Annotated in this window: 17 protein-coding genes; 6 read left to right on the top strand and 11 right to left on the bottom strand. The window is 39.4% G+C overall.

All coding sequences use genetic code 11. The features are described 5' to 3' along the window. The 4 genes from GGQ60_RS08840 to GGQ60_RS08825 are packed head-to-tail and all read right to left on the bottom strand — an operon-like array spanning position 1 to position 2,404. A complete protein-coding gene (locus tag GGQ60_RS08840) occupies positions 1–1,215 on the bottom strand; it encodes an ABC transporter permease (protein WP_183762539.1) in 1,215 nt (404 codons plus the stop codon). Further along, complete coding sequence (locus GGQ60_RS08835; protein WP_183762533.1) at positions 1,215–1,841, bottom strand: ABC transporter ATP-binding protein; 627 nt, start codon at positions 1,839–1,841, stop codon at positions 1,215–1,217. Before GGQ60_RS08835 ends, GGQ60_RS08840 begins: the two co-directional genes overlap by 1 nt. Further along, the gene (locus GGQ60_RS08830) at positions 1,834–1,998 is read right to left on the bottom strand and encodes a hypothetical protein (protein ID WP_183762531.1); all 165 of its coding nucleotides are present in this window, start codon (positions 1,996–1,998) and stop codon (positions 1,834–1,836) included. Before GGQ60_RS08830 ends, GGQ60_RS08835 begins: the two co-directional genes overlap by 8 nt. Positions 1,999–2,008: 10 nt before the next feature. Further along, the gene (locus tag GGQ60_RS08825) at positions 2,009–2,404 is read right to left on the bottom strand and encodes a MerC domain-containing protein (RefSeq protein WP_183762528.1); all 396 of its coding nucleotides are present in this window, start codon (positions 2,402–2,404) and stop codon (positions 2,009–2,011) included. 86 nt (positions 2,405–2,490) lie between these two features. Between GGQ60_RS08825 and GGQ60_RS08820 the strand changes: the two genes are divergently transcribed. After that, positions 2,491–3,693 (top strand): GTP-binding protein, encoded by a 1,203-nt coding sequence (locus GGQ60_RS08820; RefSeq protein ID WP_221235917.1) that lies wholly within the window; start codon positions 2,491–2,493, stop codon positions 3,691–3,693. Positions 3,694–4,116: 423 nt separating this feature from the next. Here the strand turns inward: GGQ60_RS08820 and GGQ60_RS08815 are convergent, their stop codons facing one another. Continuing rightward, a complete protein-coding gene (locus GGQ60_RS08815; protein ID WP_183762525.1) occupies positions 4,117–4,830 on the bottom strand; it encodes a LytR/AlgR family response regulator transcription factor in 714 nt (237 codons plus the stop codon). After that, positions 4,805–5,920: a sensor histidine kinase gene (locus GGQ60_RS08810; protein WP_183762522.1), complete on the bottom strand. Its 1,116-nt coding sequence runs from the start codon at positions 5,918–5,920 to the stop codon at positions 4,805–4,807. The genes GGQ60_RS08815 and GGQ60_RS08810 overlap by 26 nt, the downstream gene beginning before the upstream one ends. A gap of 211 nt (positions 5,921–6,131) precedes the next feature. Here GGQ60_RS08810 and GGQ60_RS08805 point away from each other — a divergent pair, with 211 nt between their 5' ends. After that, on the top strand, positions 6,132–8,486 hold the full coding sequence (locus GGQ60_RS08805; protein WP_183762519.1) for a TonB-dependent receptor: 2,355 nt from the start codon (positions 6,132–6,134) through the stop codon (positions 8,484–8,486). Positions 8,487–8,602: 116 nt separating this feature from the next. Here the strand turns inward: GGQ60_RS08805 and tyrS are convergent, their stop codons facing one another. Then, positions 8,603–9,889, bottom strand: a complete 1,287-nt coding sequence (tyrS, locus tag GGQ60_RS08800) for a tyrosine--tRNA ligase (RefSeq protein ID WP_183762517.1) — start codon at positions 9,887–9,889, stop codon at positions 8,603–8,605. A 171-nt stretch (positions 9,890–10,060) separates the two neighbouring features. On the opposite strand from tyrS, the gene GGQ60_RS08795 reads away from it, so the two are divergent. From GGQ60_RS08795 to dapA, 4 genes are all read left to right on the top strand, one after another. Beyond that, on the top strand, positions 10,061–10,735 hold the full coding sequence (locus tag GGQ60_RS08795; protein ID WP_183762514.1) for an ACP phosphodiesterase: 675 nt from the start codon (positions 10,061–10,063) through the stop codon (positions 10,733–10,735). Positions 10,736–10,769: 34 nt separating this feature from the next. Then, positions 10,770–12,269: a hypothetical protein gene (locus tag GGQ60_RS08790; protein ID WP_183762511.1), complete on the top strand. Its 1,500-nt coding sequence runs from the start codon at positions 10,770–10,772 to the stop codon at positions 12,267–12,269. Positions 12,270–12,299: 30 nt separating this feature from the next. Continuing rightward, positions 12,300–14,312, top strand: coding sequence for an NAD-dependent DNA ligase LigA (gene ligA / locus GGQ60_RS08785; RefSeq protein ID WP_183762508.1), 2,013 nt, complete (start codon positions 12,300–12,302; stop codon positions 14,310–14,312). A gap of 82 nt (positions 14,313–14,394) precedes the next feature. Then, positions 14,395–15,282 carry a 4-hydroxy-tetrahydrodipicolinate synthase gene (gene dapA / locus GGQ60_RS08780; protein ID WP_183762504.1) on the top strand — a complete coding sequence of 296 codons (888 nt, stop codon included), beginning with the start codon at positions 14,395–14,397 and terminating at the stop codon, positions 15,280–15,282. 161 nt (positions 15,283–15,443) lie between these two features. Here dapA and GGQ60_RS08775 read toward each other — a convergent pair whose 3' ends face one another. From GGQ60_RS08775 to GGQ60_RS08760, 4 genes are all read right to left on the bottom strand, one after another. After that, a complete protein-coding gene (locus tag GGQ60_RS08775) occupies positions 15,444–15,917 on the bottom strand; it encodes a GNAT family N-acetyltransferase (protein ID WP_229685036.1) in 474 nt (157 codons plus the stop codon). Positions 15,918–16,109: 192 nt separating this feature from the next. Continuing rightward, positions 16,110–17,084, bottom strand: a complete 975-nt coding sequence (locus GGQ60_RS08770; RefSeq protein WP_183762501.1) for a helix-turn-helix domain-containing protein — start codon at positions 17,082–17,084, stop codon at positions 16,110–16,112. 284 nt (positions 17,085–17,368) lie between these two features. Continuing rightward, on the bottom strand, positions 17,369–17,545 hold the full coding sequence (locus GGQ60_RS08765) for a BF3379 family histone-like protein (RefSeq protein WP_183762498.1): 177 nt from the start codon (positions 17,543–17,545) through the stop codon (positions 17,369–17,371). Between the two features lie 259 nt (positions 17,546–17,804). Then, positions 17,805–19,046: an aminotransferase class I/II-fold pyridoxal phosphate-dependent enzyme gene (locus GGQ60_RS08760; protein ID WP_183762495.1), complete on the bottom strand. Its 1,242-nt coding sequence runs from the start codon at positions 19,044–19,046 to the stop codon at positions 17,805–17,807. Between the last annotated feature and the right edge of the window lie 18 nt (positions 19,047–19,064).

Here is a 19,064-nt window from a genome sequence, read left to right as displayed (position 1 = left end):
TTAACGGTCTTTCGTTAAAGTGGTGGCAATATCGACCTTATAAATCTGCATGGCCGGAATAATTGAAGCCAAAGCGCCAATCAACAGGCCGGTCCAGATTAAATAAATTTCCTGTGGAACCATCGTCAGACCTGTTAATTTTGCCTGCGATGATTCCTGGTAGGACCCGATTGCCTCCAGCGCTGCATGTCCGATCAACAAACCCAAACAAGCCCCGATCAGTGTAACCATTATGCCTTCCAGCAACACCAGAAAAAAGAGTTTAGATTTGGATGCACCAAGGCAACGCATAAGGGCAAGGTCGTATTTACGCTCTTTCATCGCATTATAGAGGCTGATGAAAATGCTTAAAGCAGCAATAGCCATAATAAACACCGCAAACCACTGTAAAGTATCAATCCCAACTCCGATCAATGAAAATAACCTTGCACTTTCCATCGCCGGCGAAGCGGCCTGCATATTGGCACTCTGGTTTACCATCCTTGGAAAAAGAATGACCGACATGGGCGATTTATACTGGATCAATAATGCGGTAATCTGTTTATCGTTAATTTCTTTGGCTTCGGCAAGCGGAGCATGATGCGCCGAATGCTCTGGCTTTTCTTCGTGCATTTTGTATACACTGCCAATATTGGTGAGGATCAGGTTATCCGTAATGTTTCCCTGGGGCTTTAAAATCCCTTTCACGGTATAGGCATGTTGTTTATGGATGTCGCCATTGCCGGTTAAACCATGTGCACCAAAAAAAGAGTCGCCGATTTTCAATTTAGATTCGGAAGCAACTGTGCTGCCAATGGTTACTTCTAAATCTTTCTGCCAAAAATTACCTTTGAGGATCGATAATGAATAAAGCTTCGTAAAAGAAGTATCTGTTCCCACAATGCGGTAGCCATTATAATTATCGCCCAGCGCCAACGGAACAGCCCGTTTAACCATTGGATGATGGGCCAGTTTGTAAGCATCCTTGGCCGGTATATTCCCTGTTGGGTAATCGATATGATAAATGCTGCTCAATATCAACTGCAACGGGCTCCCCTTAGCTCCTACCACAAGATCGATACCCCTGGCATTTTTTTCGAGTGTATTGCCGATCTGGTTAGCGGCCAGCAGAAGAATGGATAAGATGCCCACGCCAAAGGCAACCAAAATAATGTTCAGGATAGTTGTCAGTTTGTTTCTGACGAGGTTTTTGCTGCTGATTTTAAATGTATTCATTAGAGTAGATAGGTTTTAGCAATGTGTTCGCGAACCCTTTGATCATGCGTGGCAATAATCAGTGCAGCACCATTGTCTTTCGTCTGGGTGGTGAGCATCCGGATGACCTGATTGGCATTTTCATCATCCAGGCTGGAGGTAGGTTCATCAGCAATCAGCAGATCGGGTTTGTTTACCAGTGCACGCGCTACCGAAATCCTTTGCAACTGCCCCTGACTTAACTCATCGGGGTAATTTTTAGCCAGCCCGGCAATACCCAGGCCAGCTAAAAGCGAAAGGTTTCTTTCATGATCTACAGGCAAACCTGCCATTACCGCAGCAAGTTCCAGGTTATCGAGTACATCAAGAGAACGGATAAGATGCGGCCTTTGAAAAATGATGCCGACATGCCTCCCCCTAAACCTATCCAATTTCCGTGCAGGTAAAGTATATAAATCGGTGCCGTTGATTAAAACTTCACCTTCAGTCGGCTTTAAAAGGCCAGAAATAATGTTCAGAAGGGTACTCTTTCCACAGCCTGAAGCACCCAGCAAAAGCCATTGCTCCATATCGGCGATTTCCCAATTCGGAAATTTCAACCTCCTCCCTTTATCGTAAACATGCGCTAACGAACTGATCTTAATCATGATGTACTGCTTTTTGCATTTTTTTAACAACCAGATTTTTTATAGCATAGCGCCTGTAAATTTCCATGCCGTCGTTTGTACCGTGCTTACAGGCTGGGTTTAACATGGTGATCAACAACAGGGCAGGAATAAAAAGGATCTTATTATTTTTAAGCATAGGGTTATTTTTAGTGTTGATGGTTTACCGGACAGGATTTAAGCATCTGCAGGTTGATGAAATGTGCAACGGCAATGATAAAGCCTCCTGATGGGATCAAAATAGGCTCCAGCCATTCAATCCCGGAAAAGTGCCCTGTTGCAATAGAGGCAAAGCCTGCAATAAGCACTAAAATTGGTAAAATCCGGCGGTGCTGTTTCCGGTATGCCGAACTAAGGCTCCAAACGCCGATGATCAATGAAATAACGATCATGGCAATTTCAATCGATTCGTTAGCCAGGAAGTCCATACCCCACATGGGCAGTACCGTAATTAAGAAGGGCAGGGCTGCACAATGTATGGCACAAAGTGTAGAGGCAGTAATGCCCAGCCGGTCGAGGTTGATTTTGTAGCTCCGTAATTTCATTGAAATAAATTTAGTGCCCAAATATAAAAGCAATTTAGTTGCATTTAAAATAATCTGGATTATATTTGCAACATAATTGCATTAAAATGATAAAGAAATTACCCGTAACCGTACTAAGCGGTTTTTTAGGCAGTGGCAAAACCACCTTGCTCAACGCCGTATTAAGGAATAAACAGGATTTAAAAGTAGCGGTTATTGTAAACGACATGAGTGAGGTAAACATCGATGCTGCCCTGGTTAAAAACCAGCATGTTTTATCTAAAACGGATGAAAAACTGGTAGAAATGAGCAATGGCTGTATCTGCTGTACCCTACGTGAAGACCTGATGGTTGAAGTGGAAAAGTTAGCAAAAGAAAACCGGTTCGATTACCTGTTAATTGAAAGCACCGGCATATCTGAGCCGATCCCCGTAGCACAAACATTTTCTTTTGTTGATGAAGCCTCGGGGATTGACCTGGGCAGGTTTAGCCGGTTAGATACCATGGTTACGGTGGTAGATGCCTATAATTTTTACAGGGATTTTGGCTCTGCAGAGAAGCTTGCAGACCGTAATATGGTTGATGACGTAGCGGATAAACGCACTATAGTAAATCTACTTACCGACCAAATCGAATTTGCCAACGTAATTCTATTGAACAAAACAGATCTGGTAAGTGATACGGATCTTAAAGTGTTAAAGGCCTTAATTGCTAAACTTAACCCTACAGCTAAAATTTATCAGACGCTTTTCGGAGAAATAAATCCAACTTTAATCTTAAATACCGGTCTATTCGATTTTGAGTCAGCATTAGGTGGGGCCGGATGGAAAAGAGAGCTGGAAGAGATCCATCTGCCGGAAACAGAAGAATACGGCATAAGTTCAACCGTATTCCGTTCCAAAAAGCCTTTTCACCCCGAAAGATTATGGCATTACATCAATCAGGAATTTCCACAGAACATTATCCGCTCAAAGGGTATCTTCTATTTGGCTGCCATGCCAGAACAGGCTATTAATTTCTCGCAGGCGGGTGGTTCTTTAAGGATCGATCCGGCGGGAGTCTGGTGGGCAAGCATGCAGCAACACGAACGTGAACAATACCTGGATTATCGGGAAAACAGAGCCGAAATTGAAGCCGGCTGGGATAACGAGTTTGGCGACCGTAAAAATGAGCTCGTTTTTATCGGGCAGGAAATGAATAGTAACGAACTGAAAAAATCGCTGGAATATTGTCTGTTAACTGATACAGAGATAAAAAATTATAAAACAAAAACCAGCTTTGACAACCCTTTTGAGCATTTTTTGCCATAAAATGGAAGATTAGTCGATGAAATGAACAAAATGGTAGTTTTTTGATGATACGCTTGGGTTTTATTTTGCTTAAATTTGATTTAACCAAACCAAACCCAAACTTATCATGAATGCCGCAGAAGAATTAACTTTAGTTAAAACCCGCTTATCTTGCCCGAAGTGTAAAAATTTCGAAACTTACCGGGTACCAAGAGGTTTTATCTTTAAAACACTTATGCCCTGGATTTCTGTTAAGAGATACAAGTGTTATAAGTGTTTTAATAAGTTTTACGTATTTAACTAAAATCTATCGCTTACACCTGATCTGAAGGTTGTATCATAAGTAGAGCTGTTCTCTGTAACATGCCCATGGCCATTCCATAACCATGATGATACAACCTCTTTGCAATATCAGGGCGCCACATTTCTTTAAAATGGCTTGCCTCATTTAAATTCGCTTAGCTGCAGCCGCTTAAATACATATTCCTTATAACTCGCCCCTATTGGTAATATTTTTGTACCAATTTCTATATCGTATGCTGTAAAAGCGGTAACCTTATTCAGGTTGACGATAAAGGAGCGGTGAATGCGCAAAAAAGTGCTGTTCTGAAGTTCAGACTCCAGTTCGCTAATTTTGTATTTTGCCGTTACTTTCCTATCGTTACAGTGAATTACAATGTAATCTTTTAAACTCTCTATAAACCATACTTCATCCTTATTCAGGTTGTGAAACTTACCTCCTGTTTTAATATGGATAAACTGATGATTAACAGCGGGTATTGCTTCAGGTTTAAGTACGGGGCTTCTCAATCTTAAATAACGGTCGACGGCTTTAAAAAAACGGTCAAAAGTGATGGGTTTAAGTAGATAATCGATCAGATCGAGATCGTAACCTTCAATTGCATATTCGCGGTAAGCCGTGGTAATAATTACGGCAGGCGGATTTTTTAAGGTTTTAAGAAAATCGATGCCCGTAATCTGTGGCATTTTTATGTCAAGGAACAAGAGGTCTACAGGTTTGGTTCTGAGCACCTCCAAAGCTTTAATTGCATTGGAACAGGTGCCCACCACCTCAAAAGTATCAAGCTGCCTAATATGATTCTCTATCAATTGGATAGCCAGCGGCTCATCGTCAACTAAAAGACACCTTACTTTCATAGCGCTTATCCTTTAAATATGTACTGTTATTTAGGTTTATATGCAATAAAACTACAAAGATATTATCGTACGTAGTAGTGCTTAAATCGTGTTCTTCAGGATAAAGCAACCGGAGCTGCCTGGTTATATTATTAATCCCGATCCTATTTTCTTCTTTCTCCCTTCCTGGCATAAAGCTATTTAAAACCGTAAAACGGAAATGGTTGTTTACCAGCTTTAAATCTATATTAATTACAGGTTGGCCAATATCTTCGCCGGCACCGTGTTTAAAGGCATTTTCGACCAGTGAAAGTAAAATTAACGGAGCAATAACCGTATCGTGATCTATAGTGTGCCTAAAATTGACTACTAAACGCTCTCCATATCTTAATTTTTCGAGTTCTATGTAATTTTTTATCAGTGTAATTTCGGCGGATAGCGAAACATACCTCCCATTACACCGGTACAATACATGGTCGAGTATTTCTGATAACCGGGCAATAGATTTTGAGGTAACAGGCGAATTCATCAAAGAAAGCGAATAAATATTATTTAGTGTATTAAAAAGAAAATGCGGATTTAATTGTGCTTTCAAAGCCTTTAATTCTGTTTCGGCTCTCTCTTTCTCTAAGGAAAATTTATGTTGCTGCGCAGCATACTGCTCTTTAATCAATTTTATAAAGGCAAAAATCCATGCTGCAGAAAAAGTTAAGGGAAAATAATGGGTAATGAGTTTTGGCACGTCCATGGCAATTTCCAGAACTGTTTCCTGGCCAAATGGTGCTGTTCTTAAAAAAGGTTCCAGCACATGCACCACCACTATTCTCGAACAGACACAGATGATATAACTTCCGATCAGGAAGTAAAACGTAACCAGGTAATAGGTTTTAGCGGTAATCAGTTTCGGAATGATTAAATAGGTTAGAAAATAAGAGGAAACAATGGTGAAGGATATATAGTAGGCATGCCGGATCAGAATTTTATGAAAATCGTGGTATTCATCAATATCGTAACGGTTGAGAAACACAATTGAGGTAACGAGCCAAAAAATAATATGGCTAAGAAACCGGTGTGCGGAACTGAACTTGGCTATCCTCTCAATTAATGGCATCAACGCAAATATACAATTCTTCGCTATCCAAAATTACGGTGTCGACCAAGACCCTAAAAACGCAGATGAATATAGCTTAAATGGCTACTAAAAGGCCCGGACACCAAAACAACCCTCTTTAGCTGTTAAGTTCATGTATATAACTACTATTCAATTTTGGCATCCCAGTACTCTTCATATTCGCAAGAAATTTAAACCCATTATGAATCAGATGAAGCAATTGTACCTTTTATTCCTGTTATTATTGGCCATGCCCGGTTTCGCACAACAAACTGAGGTAATTATTACCGGAAGGGTTATCGATGAGAAAACTTTAAAACCACTAGAAAATGCAGGGATTAAGCTTTTATCAGCAACAGATCAGAAACTTTTAAAAGGCACCCTCACCAATAACAAAGGTGAATTTGTATTGTCTACACCACCCGGCAGGTTTGATATTAAAATTGAATTTATTGCTTACCAAACACAGCATTTAGTGAATAGAGAAATAAAACAAGGCGTTAAACTTGAAGATATTATACTTAAAGAAGATGTACAGCAGTTAAAGTCGGTTAATGTGACGGCAGAAAAGACCACGGTAGAGTTGAACCTGGATAAAAAAGTATTTAATGTGGGCAAAGACCTGATTTCAAAAGGCGGCTCTGCCAACGATATTTTAAACAATGTGCCTTCTGTAAATGTAGATGCCAATGGTGCCATAAGCCTGCGCGGAAATGGAAGTGTACAGGTGTTGATTAATGGAAAGCCATCTATGTTAACCAATAATAATGGTTTAGAACAGATACCAGCCAGCAATATTGAGAAAGTGGAGGTAATTACCAATCCATCATCAAGGTATGAGGCCCAGGGCGGTGGCGGAATTATTAATATTATCTTAAAAAAGAACATGTTAAGTGGCTTTAATGGCTCGGCCCAGATCGGGGTTGGCGATCCGGCTAACTATAACAGTAATTTAAACCTGAGCTATAAAACCGAAAAAATCAACCTTTTCAGCAACATTGGTTATCGTTACAGGAACCTTTACGGATCGGAACAACGGTACCAAAGTGTTTTTAATAATGGGATACAAACCATATTAAGGCAAAACAACAAGCAGGGAAGAAACGATGATCTTTATATTGTTTACCTGGGGATGGATTATTACCTCAACGCCAAAAACACCTTAACCGGAAGTTTTTATCATGATGTGCTGGTAAATAAAGATACCACCAATTACCATTACAATTACTACGATAAAAACAACGTGCTGGACAGTACAATTAACCGCTCTGAGCATTACAGGGAACCACAAAAATTCAATCAGCTCGAACTGAATTATGCAAAAACCTTTGATAAAAAGGATCAAAAGTGGAATACGAGTTTACAATATGTGTTCTGGAATGACGATGAAAATCAGGACATCAGCCAACAAAAAACTTTCCCAACCTTAAATAGTGCTAGCCGCTTAACCTCAAGGGATATAGAAAGCAGTGATGCGCTATTTATCCAAAGCGACTTTACAGGCACTTTCTCCGGCGATTCGAAATTCGAAGCCGGGATAAGGGCAAATATCAGGTCTATCAGAAGTGATTATTGGGCTAAGGCAGATGGTATACTGCTTCCGGCCTATGATAATAAGCTCAAGTACAACGAGAATATTTACGGCGCCTATTTTCAATACGAAAACAAATTCAATAAATTCAATTACCTGCTAGGGCTCAGGGCCGAGCTTTCCGATATCGGCATTTCAGACCGTAAGGGTGATTTTGCAGCTTCAAAAAATTATATAGACCTATTCCCTACCGCTAACATTACCTACAAGTTGCATAACAATACTAATTTGAGGCTAAGTTATAGCAGAAGAATAAACCGGCCACAGTTTTCGCAGTTAAATCCATTTTCAGGCTTATCAGATACCAGAAACTTAACGGTGGGCAATCCCGATCTGAATCCGATGTATACCAACTCACTCGAATTGGGCATACTGCAAAGATGGGGAAAACTCACCTTCAACCCATCACTTTATTATAAACATGCCACCAATTATTTCGAGTTTATACTCAAGCAAGCCGCTAATGGTTTTGTGAACACCCCCGTTAATCTCGATTATGAAGACCGTTACGGACTGGAAGTTTCCACCACCTACAATCCACTATCCTGGTGGCGCTTATCATGGGATTTTAATTATTACGCGTTTAAGCAGCAAGGGATCTTTGAAAATAAAACATACGGATCTGAAGACCATACCTGGTTTACCCGTATCAATTCCCGGATGAAGTTTCCTAAGAGTTTTTCAATCGAATACAGTTTTAACTACAGAGCTAAAAACACCGATATCCAATCGGTTAATAAAGCGCAGTACCGTGCCAATATCGCGTTCAGTAAAGATCTGTTTAAAGATAAGGTTTCAGTGACCTTGGCCGTAAACAATATTTTCGATTCGTTTATTGATAAGCAGGTCATCACAACAGATACGTATTATCTGGAATCGAATTTTAAAGGGATTGGAAGATTAACAACCGCAACGCTGGTTTACCGCTTTAACCGTAAAAAAGATGAAAAAGACAGGTTACCGAACCAGGAATAGTGTTAAAAGGTTTTTGTGAGCATACCGAAATGCCTTATTTAACGTTTCGGCATCCCTGTTTTAAACTCAGGCCCAATGATTAATTCTTTTTGCATCTTTCATTGGGCCTGAAAATATTATTCGGCAGTTAAAAGGAAATAGTTTTTCTTTCCTTTTTGCACAACAATAAATTTATCATTGATCAGGTTTGTGGTATTAAAAACCTGCGTAGCGTCAGCTACTTTTTCTTTATTAACCGAAACGCCACCACCCTGGATCAGTTTTTTGGTTTCACCTTTAGAAGAAAAAACAGCAGTTTTTTCTGCCAGCAAGGTAGCTGCATCGATACCTTCGGCCAGTTCAGATTTAGAAATGTTAAACTGCGGAATCCCCTCAAACATTTCCAATACCTGGCTTTCAGATAAAGTTTTTAAAAACTCCAACGATCCGTTGCCAAACAAAAACTCTGATGTTTTAATAGCGGTTTCTAAAGCTTCGGCTGAATGGGTTTTGATGGTAATGTCTTCGGCTAAAGCTTTTTGGAGGATACGCAGATGCGGTGCGGCATCGTGTTCCTGTTCCAAGGCTTCTATTTCTTCTTTATTTTTAAGGGTAAAAATACGGATCCACTTTTTCACATCGTCATCCGATGCATTTAACCAAAACTGGTAGAATTTATATGGCGAAGTTTTCTCCGGATCTAACCAAACTGCACCACTTTCGGTTTTACCAAATTTGGTTCCGTCTGCTTTTTTAATTAATTGTGTGGTAATGGCATAAGCTGTTCCGGCATCCTTTCTTCTGATCAGCTCCGTACCGGTAACAATATTGCCCCATTGATCGGAACCACCCATCTGCACCAGGCAGTTTTCGTTTTTCCATAAATGATAAAAATCGTAGCCCTGGATTAACTGGTAGCAGAACTCGGTAAAAGATAAACCAGCATCACCTTCCAAACGCCTTTTAACACTGTCTTTTGCCATCATGTAGTTCACGGTAATGTGTTTACCCACATCCCTGATAAAGGTAAACAGGTTCATATCCTTAAACCAATCGGCATTGTTAACCATTACCGCACCATTACCGCCTTCTTCAAACTTCAAGAATTTGGCCAATTGCTTTTTCATCCCCTTCAGGTTGTGCTCAATCATTTCCGGGGTCTGAAGATTACGTTCATCAGATTTCCCTGATGGATCGCCCACCATACCCGTAGCACCACCAACCAAAGCAAACGGCTTATGGCCAGCATTTTGAAAATGAATCAGTGTCATGATCTGGGTTAAGTGACCAACATGCAACGAATCTGCAGTAGGATCGAAACCGATATAACCAGAAGTCATACCTTCGTTCAATTTTTCTTCAGTATTCGGCATAATATCATGCAGCATGCCACGCCATCTTAACTCTTCAACAAAATTCGTCATTGTACAAACACTTTAATAATGTGCGTGCAAAGATAAAATTTTAGCTTAGTTTAATGCAAATTAGTTGGTTTTGTAAATCAATTACGGCAAACTGCACTTTGCACCGCTATATCCCAATCAATATTTTACATTGGCTCTTTACAAGCCTATAAGAAAACATTACCTTGCGAGATGAACTTTTTATCCCATTATTATTTCGACCGGACAACTAATGATGCCAATGTGGTAATGGGAACGGTTTTGCCGGATCTGATTAAGAATGCGGTAAAAGAAGCTAATTTATATCCGCAGAAGAATGAATTCCTGTTTAAAGGAAATCCTGATGAAGAAAACCTGCTTATGGGTTGGAAAAGACATTTAGCTGTTGACCTGTTTTTTCATTCTTCTGATTTCTTCCTGGAAAAAACCACTGAACTTAAGCAGCTCATTAAACCTATTGTAGAAAATACAGCCGTTCGCCCGTCATTTCTTGCCCATATTGGCCTGGAGCTTTTGTTGGACCATTTGTTGGTTGAGCACAACTTAATACGGGTAAATCATTTTTACGATAAGCTGAACGCGGTAAAAAAAGAGTCGTTAAGTGATTTCCTGGAGCACTGTAACCTCAACAAGCCCGAAGTGTTCTTTAATTTTCTGGAAAAGTTTATCAGCAGTAAATACCTTTTAAGTTATCAGAAACTCGAAAACATCAGCTATGCCCTTAACAGGATCTGCATGCGTTTGTGGCCCAATACCCTGAACGAAAAACAATTACAGCAGCTTACTTTCGAATTGGGTATTTTCAAAGCTGTTCTAGAAAAAGATTACCTGGAGATTTTCAGAGAGATTGAGAAAAAACTGGTTTAATTATTTGATATTTGGCGAAAAACCAAACAACTAAATGAAAATTAAACTAATGTTCTCCTTACTGCTAGTCTTTTTGCAGTTCAATGCCTTTACCCAACAGCAGATTAACGTTATTAAAAAACCAACATGGAATATCAGAGCTTCTTACGATAGTAAGTATGGTTCGAAGGTAGATTTATCAGGTAACGCTATTGCCATGATTGTAGATGTTCCCAATGCTGATTTCGCCGTAGTTACCATTGATGATAAATTAAGTCAGAAATGGATTACTGAACTTTCGGGTTTCCCAATGGCCATCGGAAAATTCAAAAACAACATTATGGTTATTGCCGCTACAGATCACAGTTATTTCAAAAGTTTTTCCAATCAGTTCAAAGCCTACCTTTTAGAAGAAAAAACCGGCAGATTGGTCTCTGAAAAGATAATTTATGATGGAAGTAAGGATTTTGTAGAGATGCCAGAATTCTTTTTTTCTGAAGATGGCGCCTATTTTAAAATGGCGACAAGACTAACATCGTTAAAGCGTAAGGTTCATATAGGCTTACCGATAGTGGGCTTTTTCACGGCACTTAAAATGGACAAAGACTTTAACGAATCTCAAAGTTATACCGTAATCGATTTTAATGATAAGCTGGAACAAATTCAAAAAATGGAACCTGATATGCCAGATGGAGATACCTGGAAGGCATCTTGTGGTGATGACGGAAGCTTTATTATTAGCACCGTAGATGCCTCGAAGGGAAAATGTAATGTGGCGATATATTTAAGCAGCAGCCCAAGTCCACTCAAAACGGTGAGCATTCCTGTTGATGCTTTTAATCAGGATGATATTTCTTCCATTACTTTTGCAAGCAGTAAAAAGCCATTAATCAATTACATTGGTATATTCTACAAAAATGCGAACAAAGAACGCTCTACTTTGATTGCAAGAATCGATTTTAATAACGGAACCTTTACGTCTATCAAGGAAGTATTTGATAAGGCCCATCTTAAAGAGCTACAGAAATCTTTTGTACCGGCCAACAAGAAATTCGACGACCTCGATTTTTCTGACATTAAATACCTGAACATCAGAAATATTTCAGAATACAACAATACACTTCTTGTTACTATTTCTCCAAAATACAGCGTTTCCAGCAGCCGTGGTTCGTTTACATCCGAAGGCTCGGTACTGATGAATGGATATGATGCACAGATGAAGCCTCTTTATCACCAATTTCTACCGCGTACTTACTTAAGTCGTGGTATGGGAGAAGCTTCGGACCTATCATTTAACCAAACAGAAAATACGCTTCGCATCTTGGCCAATCAATCAGATGGTGGTTCTGTTGCTACCATATATGCTGAAATGGATCTAGGATCGGGTAAAATAAACAAAATCAGTATGATCCCTAAAGATGATATTAAAAGTTCTTATTATGCCAATACAGAATCGATCAGTTGGCTAAATAATAGCTTTATTATTCCATTCGTAGAGCGTATGGGCATTTTTAGTAAGAAAGTAGATTTGCAGCTTTTGCAACTAAAATATTAATCACTCTCCTCCTTTTTCTATATTTGTCTTATGTCGCTAACTGCAATAAAACAAGAAATGGATGCCCTGGTGGCCGAATTAAACCAGCATAATTACAATTATTATGTGCTGGCCATGCCTACCATTGGCGATTATGAGTTTGATAAAAAATTAAAGCACCTCGCCGAACTCGAAAAAGCACATCCTGATTTGGCCGATCCGAATTCGCCTACGCAACGGGTTGGTGGCGATATCACTAAAAATTTTATTACGGTAAACCACAAATACCCCATGCTATCGTTGGGGAATACTTATAGTGAACAGGACCTCCGCGATTTTGACGAACGTATCCGTAAAGCCATTGGCGATAATTTCGAATATGTTTGCGAACTGAAATTTGATGGATTATCCATTAGTCTTACCTACGAAAACGGTAAACTTTTGCGTGCTGTTACCCGTGGTGATGGCACTAAAGGGGATGATGTGACCAATAATGTAAAAACCATTCATACCATCCCACACCAGATCAGATCGGCTATTGCACCGGAGCATTTCGAAATCCGTGGCGAAATTTTTATGCATAAAGCGGCTTTTTTACGATTAAATGCAGCCCGTGAGGAACTTGGCGAAATCCCCTATGCAAATCCCCGCAACTTTGCATCGGGCACCATAAAAATGCAGGACAGTAAAGAAGTGGCCAAAAGGCCCTTGGATGGGTTTATCTACTTTCTGTATACCGATAAAAATGAATTTAAAACCCATTGGGACAGCTTAAATGCGGTAAAAGAGTGGGGATTCCATGTTTGCGAGCATACCAAACTGGTTTCGGGCATAGATGCCGTACTCGAATTTATCCATTACTGGGAAAGCGAACGTTTTAAACTGAGTTACGACATTGATGGTATTGTAATTAAAGTAAATAATTATGCACAACAACAGGAATTGGGTTTTACATCCAAATCGCCACGTTGGGCTATTTCCTATAAGTATAAAGCAGCGGAGGTACAAACCGTTCTGGAAAAAGTAACCTACCAGGTAGGCAGAACCGGGGCCGTAACACCGGTTGCCAATTTAAAACCCGTTTTATTGGCCGGTACTACCGTTAAGCGTGCTACCTTACATAACGCAAACGAGATAGATCGTTTAGATTTACATGAAGGTGATACTGTTTATGTTGAAAAAGGGGGTGAAATTATCCCTAAAATCATTAAGGTAAACCTGGAGAAACGGTTACCGGAATCGAACAAAGTACACTACCCGCATCATTGCCCGGAATGCGGAACTGAACTGATCAGAAAAGAGGGTGAAGCGGTACACTATTGCCCTAACGACGAAGGTTGTCCGCCGCAGATTGTAGGTAAAATCCAACATTTTATTTCGCGCAAGGCGATGAATATTGACGGACTTGGCGACGAAACCATCGAGACCTTTTACAAACATGGCCTTGTAAGACACATCAGCGATTTGTATACGCTATACCAAAAATCGGATCAGCTCAAAACCTTAGACCGTTTTGGAGAACGCTCGATCGAAAACATGCTTGCCGGAATTGAAAAATCGAAAGAAATGCCTTTCGAAAAAGTGCTGTTTGGGCTGGGCATCCGTTATGTTGGCGAAACCGTGGCCAAAAAAACCGCTGCAGGGGTAAAAAATATCGACAATCTTACTAAGGCTACGGTAGAGGAATTAATCGCCATTGATGAGATCGGGCAGCGCATTGCGGAAAGTATTGTTGAGTATTTTGGAAAATCTGAGCACTTAAAACAGATAGAATTATTAAAATTAGCAGGATTACGGTTTGAAATTGAAGAAAAAGTAATTGCGCTGGCCAGTGATAGACTTATTGGAAAAACATTCGTAATTTCGGGCGTTTTTGAAAACTTTAGTCGCGATGAGCTAAAAGACATGATTGAAGCTAACGGAGGAAAGATGTTGAGCGGCATTTCGGGCAAATTGAATTACCTGGTAGCAGGCGACAATATGGGGCCATCGAAACTGGAAAAAGCGAATAAGCTTAATGTTCCGATCATCAGCGATGCAGAGCTTTTAGAAATGATAAAATAAATGAGCGAGTGATTGAATGTATAATTGATTAAACGTTTAAGCATTCAATCCCTCTTTCAAAATTGAATAATTATAAATTAAAATGAACAAATTTCAGGGTACTGGTGTAGCATTGGTTACACCTTTCAACACAGATGGATCAGTTGATTATAACGGCTTAAAAAACCTGATTAATCATTTGGTAGACGGAGGGATAGATTACCTCGTTTCTTTAGGTACAACCGGCGAAACCGCTACAATGACCAAGGACGAGAAGAAGAAGGTGTGGGCCTATACTGCTGAAATTAATAACAATAGATTACCATTGGTTGCGGGCATTGGCGGCAATAATACGATCGCTATAGCTGAAGAGATTAAATCTTTCGATGCTGCCGGGTACAGCGCAATTTTATCCGTTAGTCCTTATTACAACAAACCTACCCAGGAAGGAATTTACCAGCATTATAAGTATTTGGCTGAAATTTCTCCTTTGGATTTGATTTTATACAATGTACCGGGCCGTACCGGAAGCAACATGAGCGCAGAAACGACCTGCAGATTGGCTCATGATTTTAAGAACATCATTGCTACTAAAGAAGCATCGGGAAGTTTCGATCAGTTTAACCAGATCATGAGGGATAAACCTGCAGATTTTCTTTTAATTTCAGGAGATGATCCGGTTACTTTGCCTATGATCGCTTTAGGTGCTGCAGGTATTATTTCAGTAATCGGAAACGCTTTACCTAAGCAGTTTTCAGATATGGTGAAACTTTGTTTAGCCGGCGATTATAAGGCAGCCTTACCTGCTCATTTAGGCTTAATCGAGTTTACCCGTTTGGCTTTTGCCGAGGGTAATCCGGCAGGGATAAAAGCCGCATTAAAACATTTAGGTGTTTGTGGCGATACGGTAAGGTTGCCGCTGGTTAAAGCTTCTTCGGCATTGGAACAATCAATTATTGCAGAAATAGATAAATTAAGTGTAGTGGCTTAAATAGCCATCAACCATAACGTTTCGGAACAGACTGTTTGATTTTGCTGCAAAATGCAAAAGAGAGCAGTCTGTTTTTTTTGTTTTAATTGGCTTAGCATTAACAACGAGAGCTGTGGGCAAAAAAAGAGCATCAAACGATATTCGAAGCTCTTTTTATCTTATCAGGCAATTAATTTATTTCTTCTTTCCAGTAACAGGTTATCCTGCCAAACACCTTTTGCTTTACCTATTTTTTCCCGGTACCCCACTACCCTGAAGCCGGCTTTTTCATAAATTTTTAATGAAGCTGAGTTCTGAAGGAAAATTCCTGCCTGGAGCATCCAAATTCCTTTCTTCTCACTTTCAGTAATCAAAGCATTTAACAGGGAAGAGCCAATCCCCTGCCCCTTGTAGCCCTGTTTAACGAACACTTCAATTTCTGCAACGCCGCCAACATCATAATTGGCTATTACCGGCAAAAGTGCACACCAACCAACAATTTCTTTACCGCGGCGGGCTACAAACCTGCAGCTCTTAAGATGTGATGAGTCCCAATCTTTCCATAACATTTCTGGTGTTCTGAAACTTGCGGTTCCTGTAGCGATTCCTTCCTGATAGATAGTTTTAACTTCGTCCCAATCTGTTGAACGCATCATTTCCATCATAGTCTAAATTAATTTGGCCAAGATTACCTTTAAGATTAATGTTTTGTTATACTAAATTAGCCAAACACGCATCATCTAGCACATCATACAGAAACAAGTTTGTCCTGTATTATAAAACAACACAAGAACACAATAAAACGGACCATTAAAATGTATTTTTGTAACAGGAACGTTAATAAGCCCTTATTGATTTAATTTTTTTGAATATTCGAGGGGGCTCATGCCCACCCGCTTTTTAAAAGCGTTGTAAAAAGCACTCCGGGAAGAAAATCCTGCACTATAGGCCAATGCCTCTAGGGTGAAATTCTGTATAATATCGGGATTCCGGATACTTTCCTTGATCCAGTTTACACGGTAATGGTTGATATAATCGATAAAGGAGTTTTGAAAATAACTGTTTAAAACAATGGAGAGCTTATGGCTGCTCAAACCAATTTCTTTGGCAAGGGATTGGAGCCTGATATCCTTATGCCTGAATGATTGATTTTTATGGATATGCACTTCTAATTTTTGGCCCCATTCTTCTAACTCTTTGCGGCGGTCTGTAAGCCCCAGAAAGCTTCTCTTGATGGACAACAGGGTTGATGCTTTAACATTTAACAATGAAGCGACCAGGTTTAAGGGCAAGCGGTCTAAATAGCCCGGGTTGGTTTTAGCAAAATACAGATACCGCTCCTTTGCATTGCCAACACGTATAATATGGGCCCTTTGCTGTGCATCTTTATAATATTTTTCTAAAATGGCCCTGAAGATATAATTGAGCCCGAAATGGTAAGTAAAAAGACGGTTGAGTTCATTATTGTGTATAGCCAGCAGATCTGTATCTTCTACAGCCACTACATATTCCTGAGAATATCCCGATCCGTGAAGGCCGGATATGGAACTTACAAAGTCATTTTCAACTGAAATGTAGGTAGTTATTTTTCGTTTATTATGAGTGGTACAGCCCATTAGGGCACCTTTAACAATGAAGTAAATGTATTCGCATACTTCATTCTCGTTAAACAGTACCTGGTCTTTTTTAATCCTGAGCCTTAAAAGATGCTTCTCAAATTCTTCTTTCAATTTAGCATCTACCTTATGTACCTTACTGAGTACCTGTAGCAAATACTCCACATCCTTACTTTCTGCTTTATTGTATTGCAAATGTTCCGACACCTTATACTGTTAAATATTGATCACTTTATATGAAATGATTAGCACCCTTTGCCTTAACACCAAGCTTGTAATATCTTTAAATCAATATTTCTGCTTTGTATTTAAATCTTATAGATTAGAGATGGCAAATAAAAAGAAAGCTAAGAAAACTTATACAATGAAGTTCAATTTGTCTTATATATTTTACAGTAAAAACAACGTTTATTAATAAATAACGAAAAAATTACGGTACATAAAAAAACCCCAGGATATATCCTGAGGTTCTTCATCAATATTTTGGTCGCTTATGCTTTATTTTTAGTTTCCTGAACTTCTAAACGGATGGCCTGAGCTAAATTTTTCAAATCCTGCATACCTTTACGTATACGGGTTCCAGCTGCGCTGTTACCTTTGTTATAAAATTTGTCTACATCAGCTTCTAAAGCTGCCACTAAACTTTTTACTTCTTCAAATTTTTTCATTTTTAATTACTCCTATGGTTCTTTAAGGTTTTAGTTTTAATTATCTACTCTAATTTAAAGGGTTTGATGAAATAAAAAAATTTTTAGAACAATAAAAAACGGCCTTCTATACCGTTTTTTTCCACATCATATGCTTTTATAAACATATTAGCGACTAAAAAAACACATCAAGTGGCTGAAATATAGCTTTTTATAAAAATAATCTCAACAAAAAGCCCTTTAAACGGGTTTAAAGGGCTTTGTAATATGCTAATTGATCTTAAACAGTAGCAAAAAGATTCTCTTTGTAATATCCGTTTTCTAATTTTTCGGCTACTTCACTAAAAGCATCCAAAGTACGTTGCACATCTTCTAAAGTATGCACTGCAGTTGGAATCAACCTTAATTCGATCATCCCTTTCGGAATTACAGGATATACCACTATAGAACAAAAGATACCATAGTTTTCACGAAGATCGAAAGTTAGTGCCGTGGCATCAGAAAGTTCTCCTTTTAAGAAAACCGGTGTAACTACCGAATCGGTAACGCCTAAATCGAAACCGCGTTCGCGTAAACCTTTCTGTAAGGTCATGGCAATTTCCCAAAGTTTTTCTTTTAATTCAGGACGGCTTTTCAACAGCTCCAAACGTTTTAACAAACCGATTACCATTGGCATAGGCAAAGCTTTGGCAAATGTTTGCGAGCGCATGTTGTACCTTAAGAAATTGGTAATCTCTTCTGTTGAAGCTACGAAAGCACCGATACCGGCCATTGATTTAGCGAATGTACCAAAATAAACATCAATACCGTCTATACAGTCCTGTGCTTCGTGGGTTCCTGCACCTGTTTTACCCATGGTACCAAAACCATGTGCATCATCAACCAAAATCCTGAATTCGAATTCTTTCTTAAGGTCAACAAGTTCTTTTAATTTACCCTGCGCACCGCTCATTCCGAAAACACCTTCGGTAATCAATAAAATACCACCGCCTGATTCCTGCGTCAATTTTGTGGCACGTTCCAGTTGTTTACGTGCACTTTCGATATCGTTGTGTTTATATACAAAACGTTTACCCATGTGCAGACGCAGACCATCAATAATACATGCATGAGATTCTGCATCGTAAACAATTACATCGTTACGGTCAACCAGTGTATCGATAATCGATACCATACCCTGATAGCCGTAATTTAATAAAAATGCATCGGGTTTACCCACAAAGGCAGCAAGCTCCTGCTCCAGTTGCTCATGGTATTTAGAGTTACCACTCATCATACGGGCACCCATCGGGTAAGCCATACCATATTGCGCTGCAGCTTCTTCGTCAGCTTTTCTAACCTCCGGATGATTGGCTAAGCCTAAATAGTTGTTTAAACTCCAAACCAAGTGCTCTTTTCCTTTAAATTGCATGTGCGGTGCAATTTCTCCCTCTAATTTTGGAAATGAGAAATACCCATGAGACCATTTTTGGTGTTGACCAATCGGGCCCATGTGTTTTGCTATTTTATCAAATATATCCAATGTATTATCTGTTTTTTA

Origin of the sequence: Pedobacter zeae, from assembly GCF_014196715.1 — a bacterium.
GTDB lineage: Bacteria > Bacteroidota > Bacteroidia > Sphingobacteriales > Sphingobacteriaceae > Pedobacter > Pedobacter zeae.
This window is presented reverse-complemented; position numbering and strand designations above follow the sequence as displayed.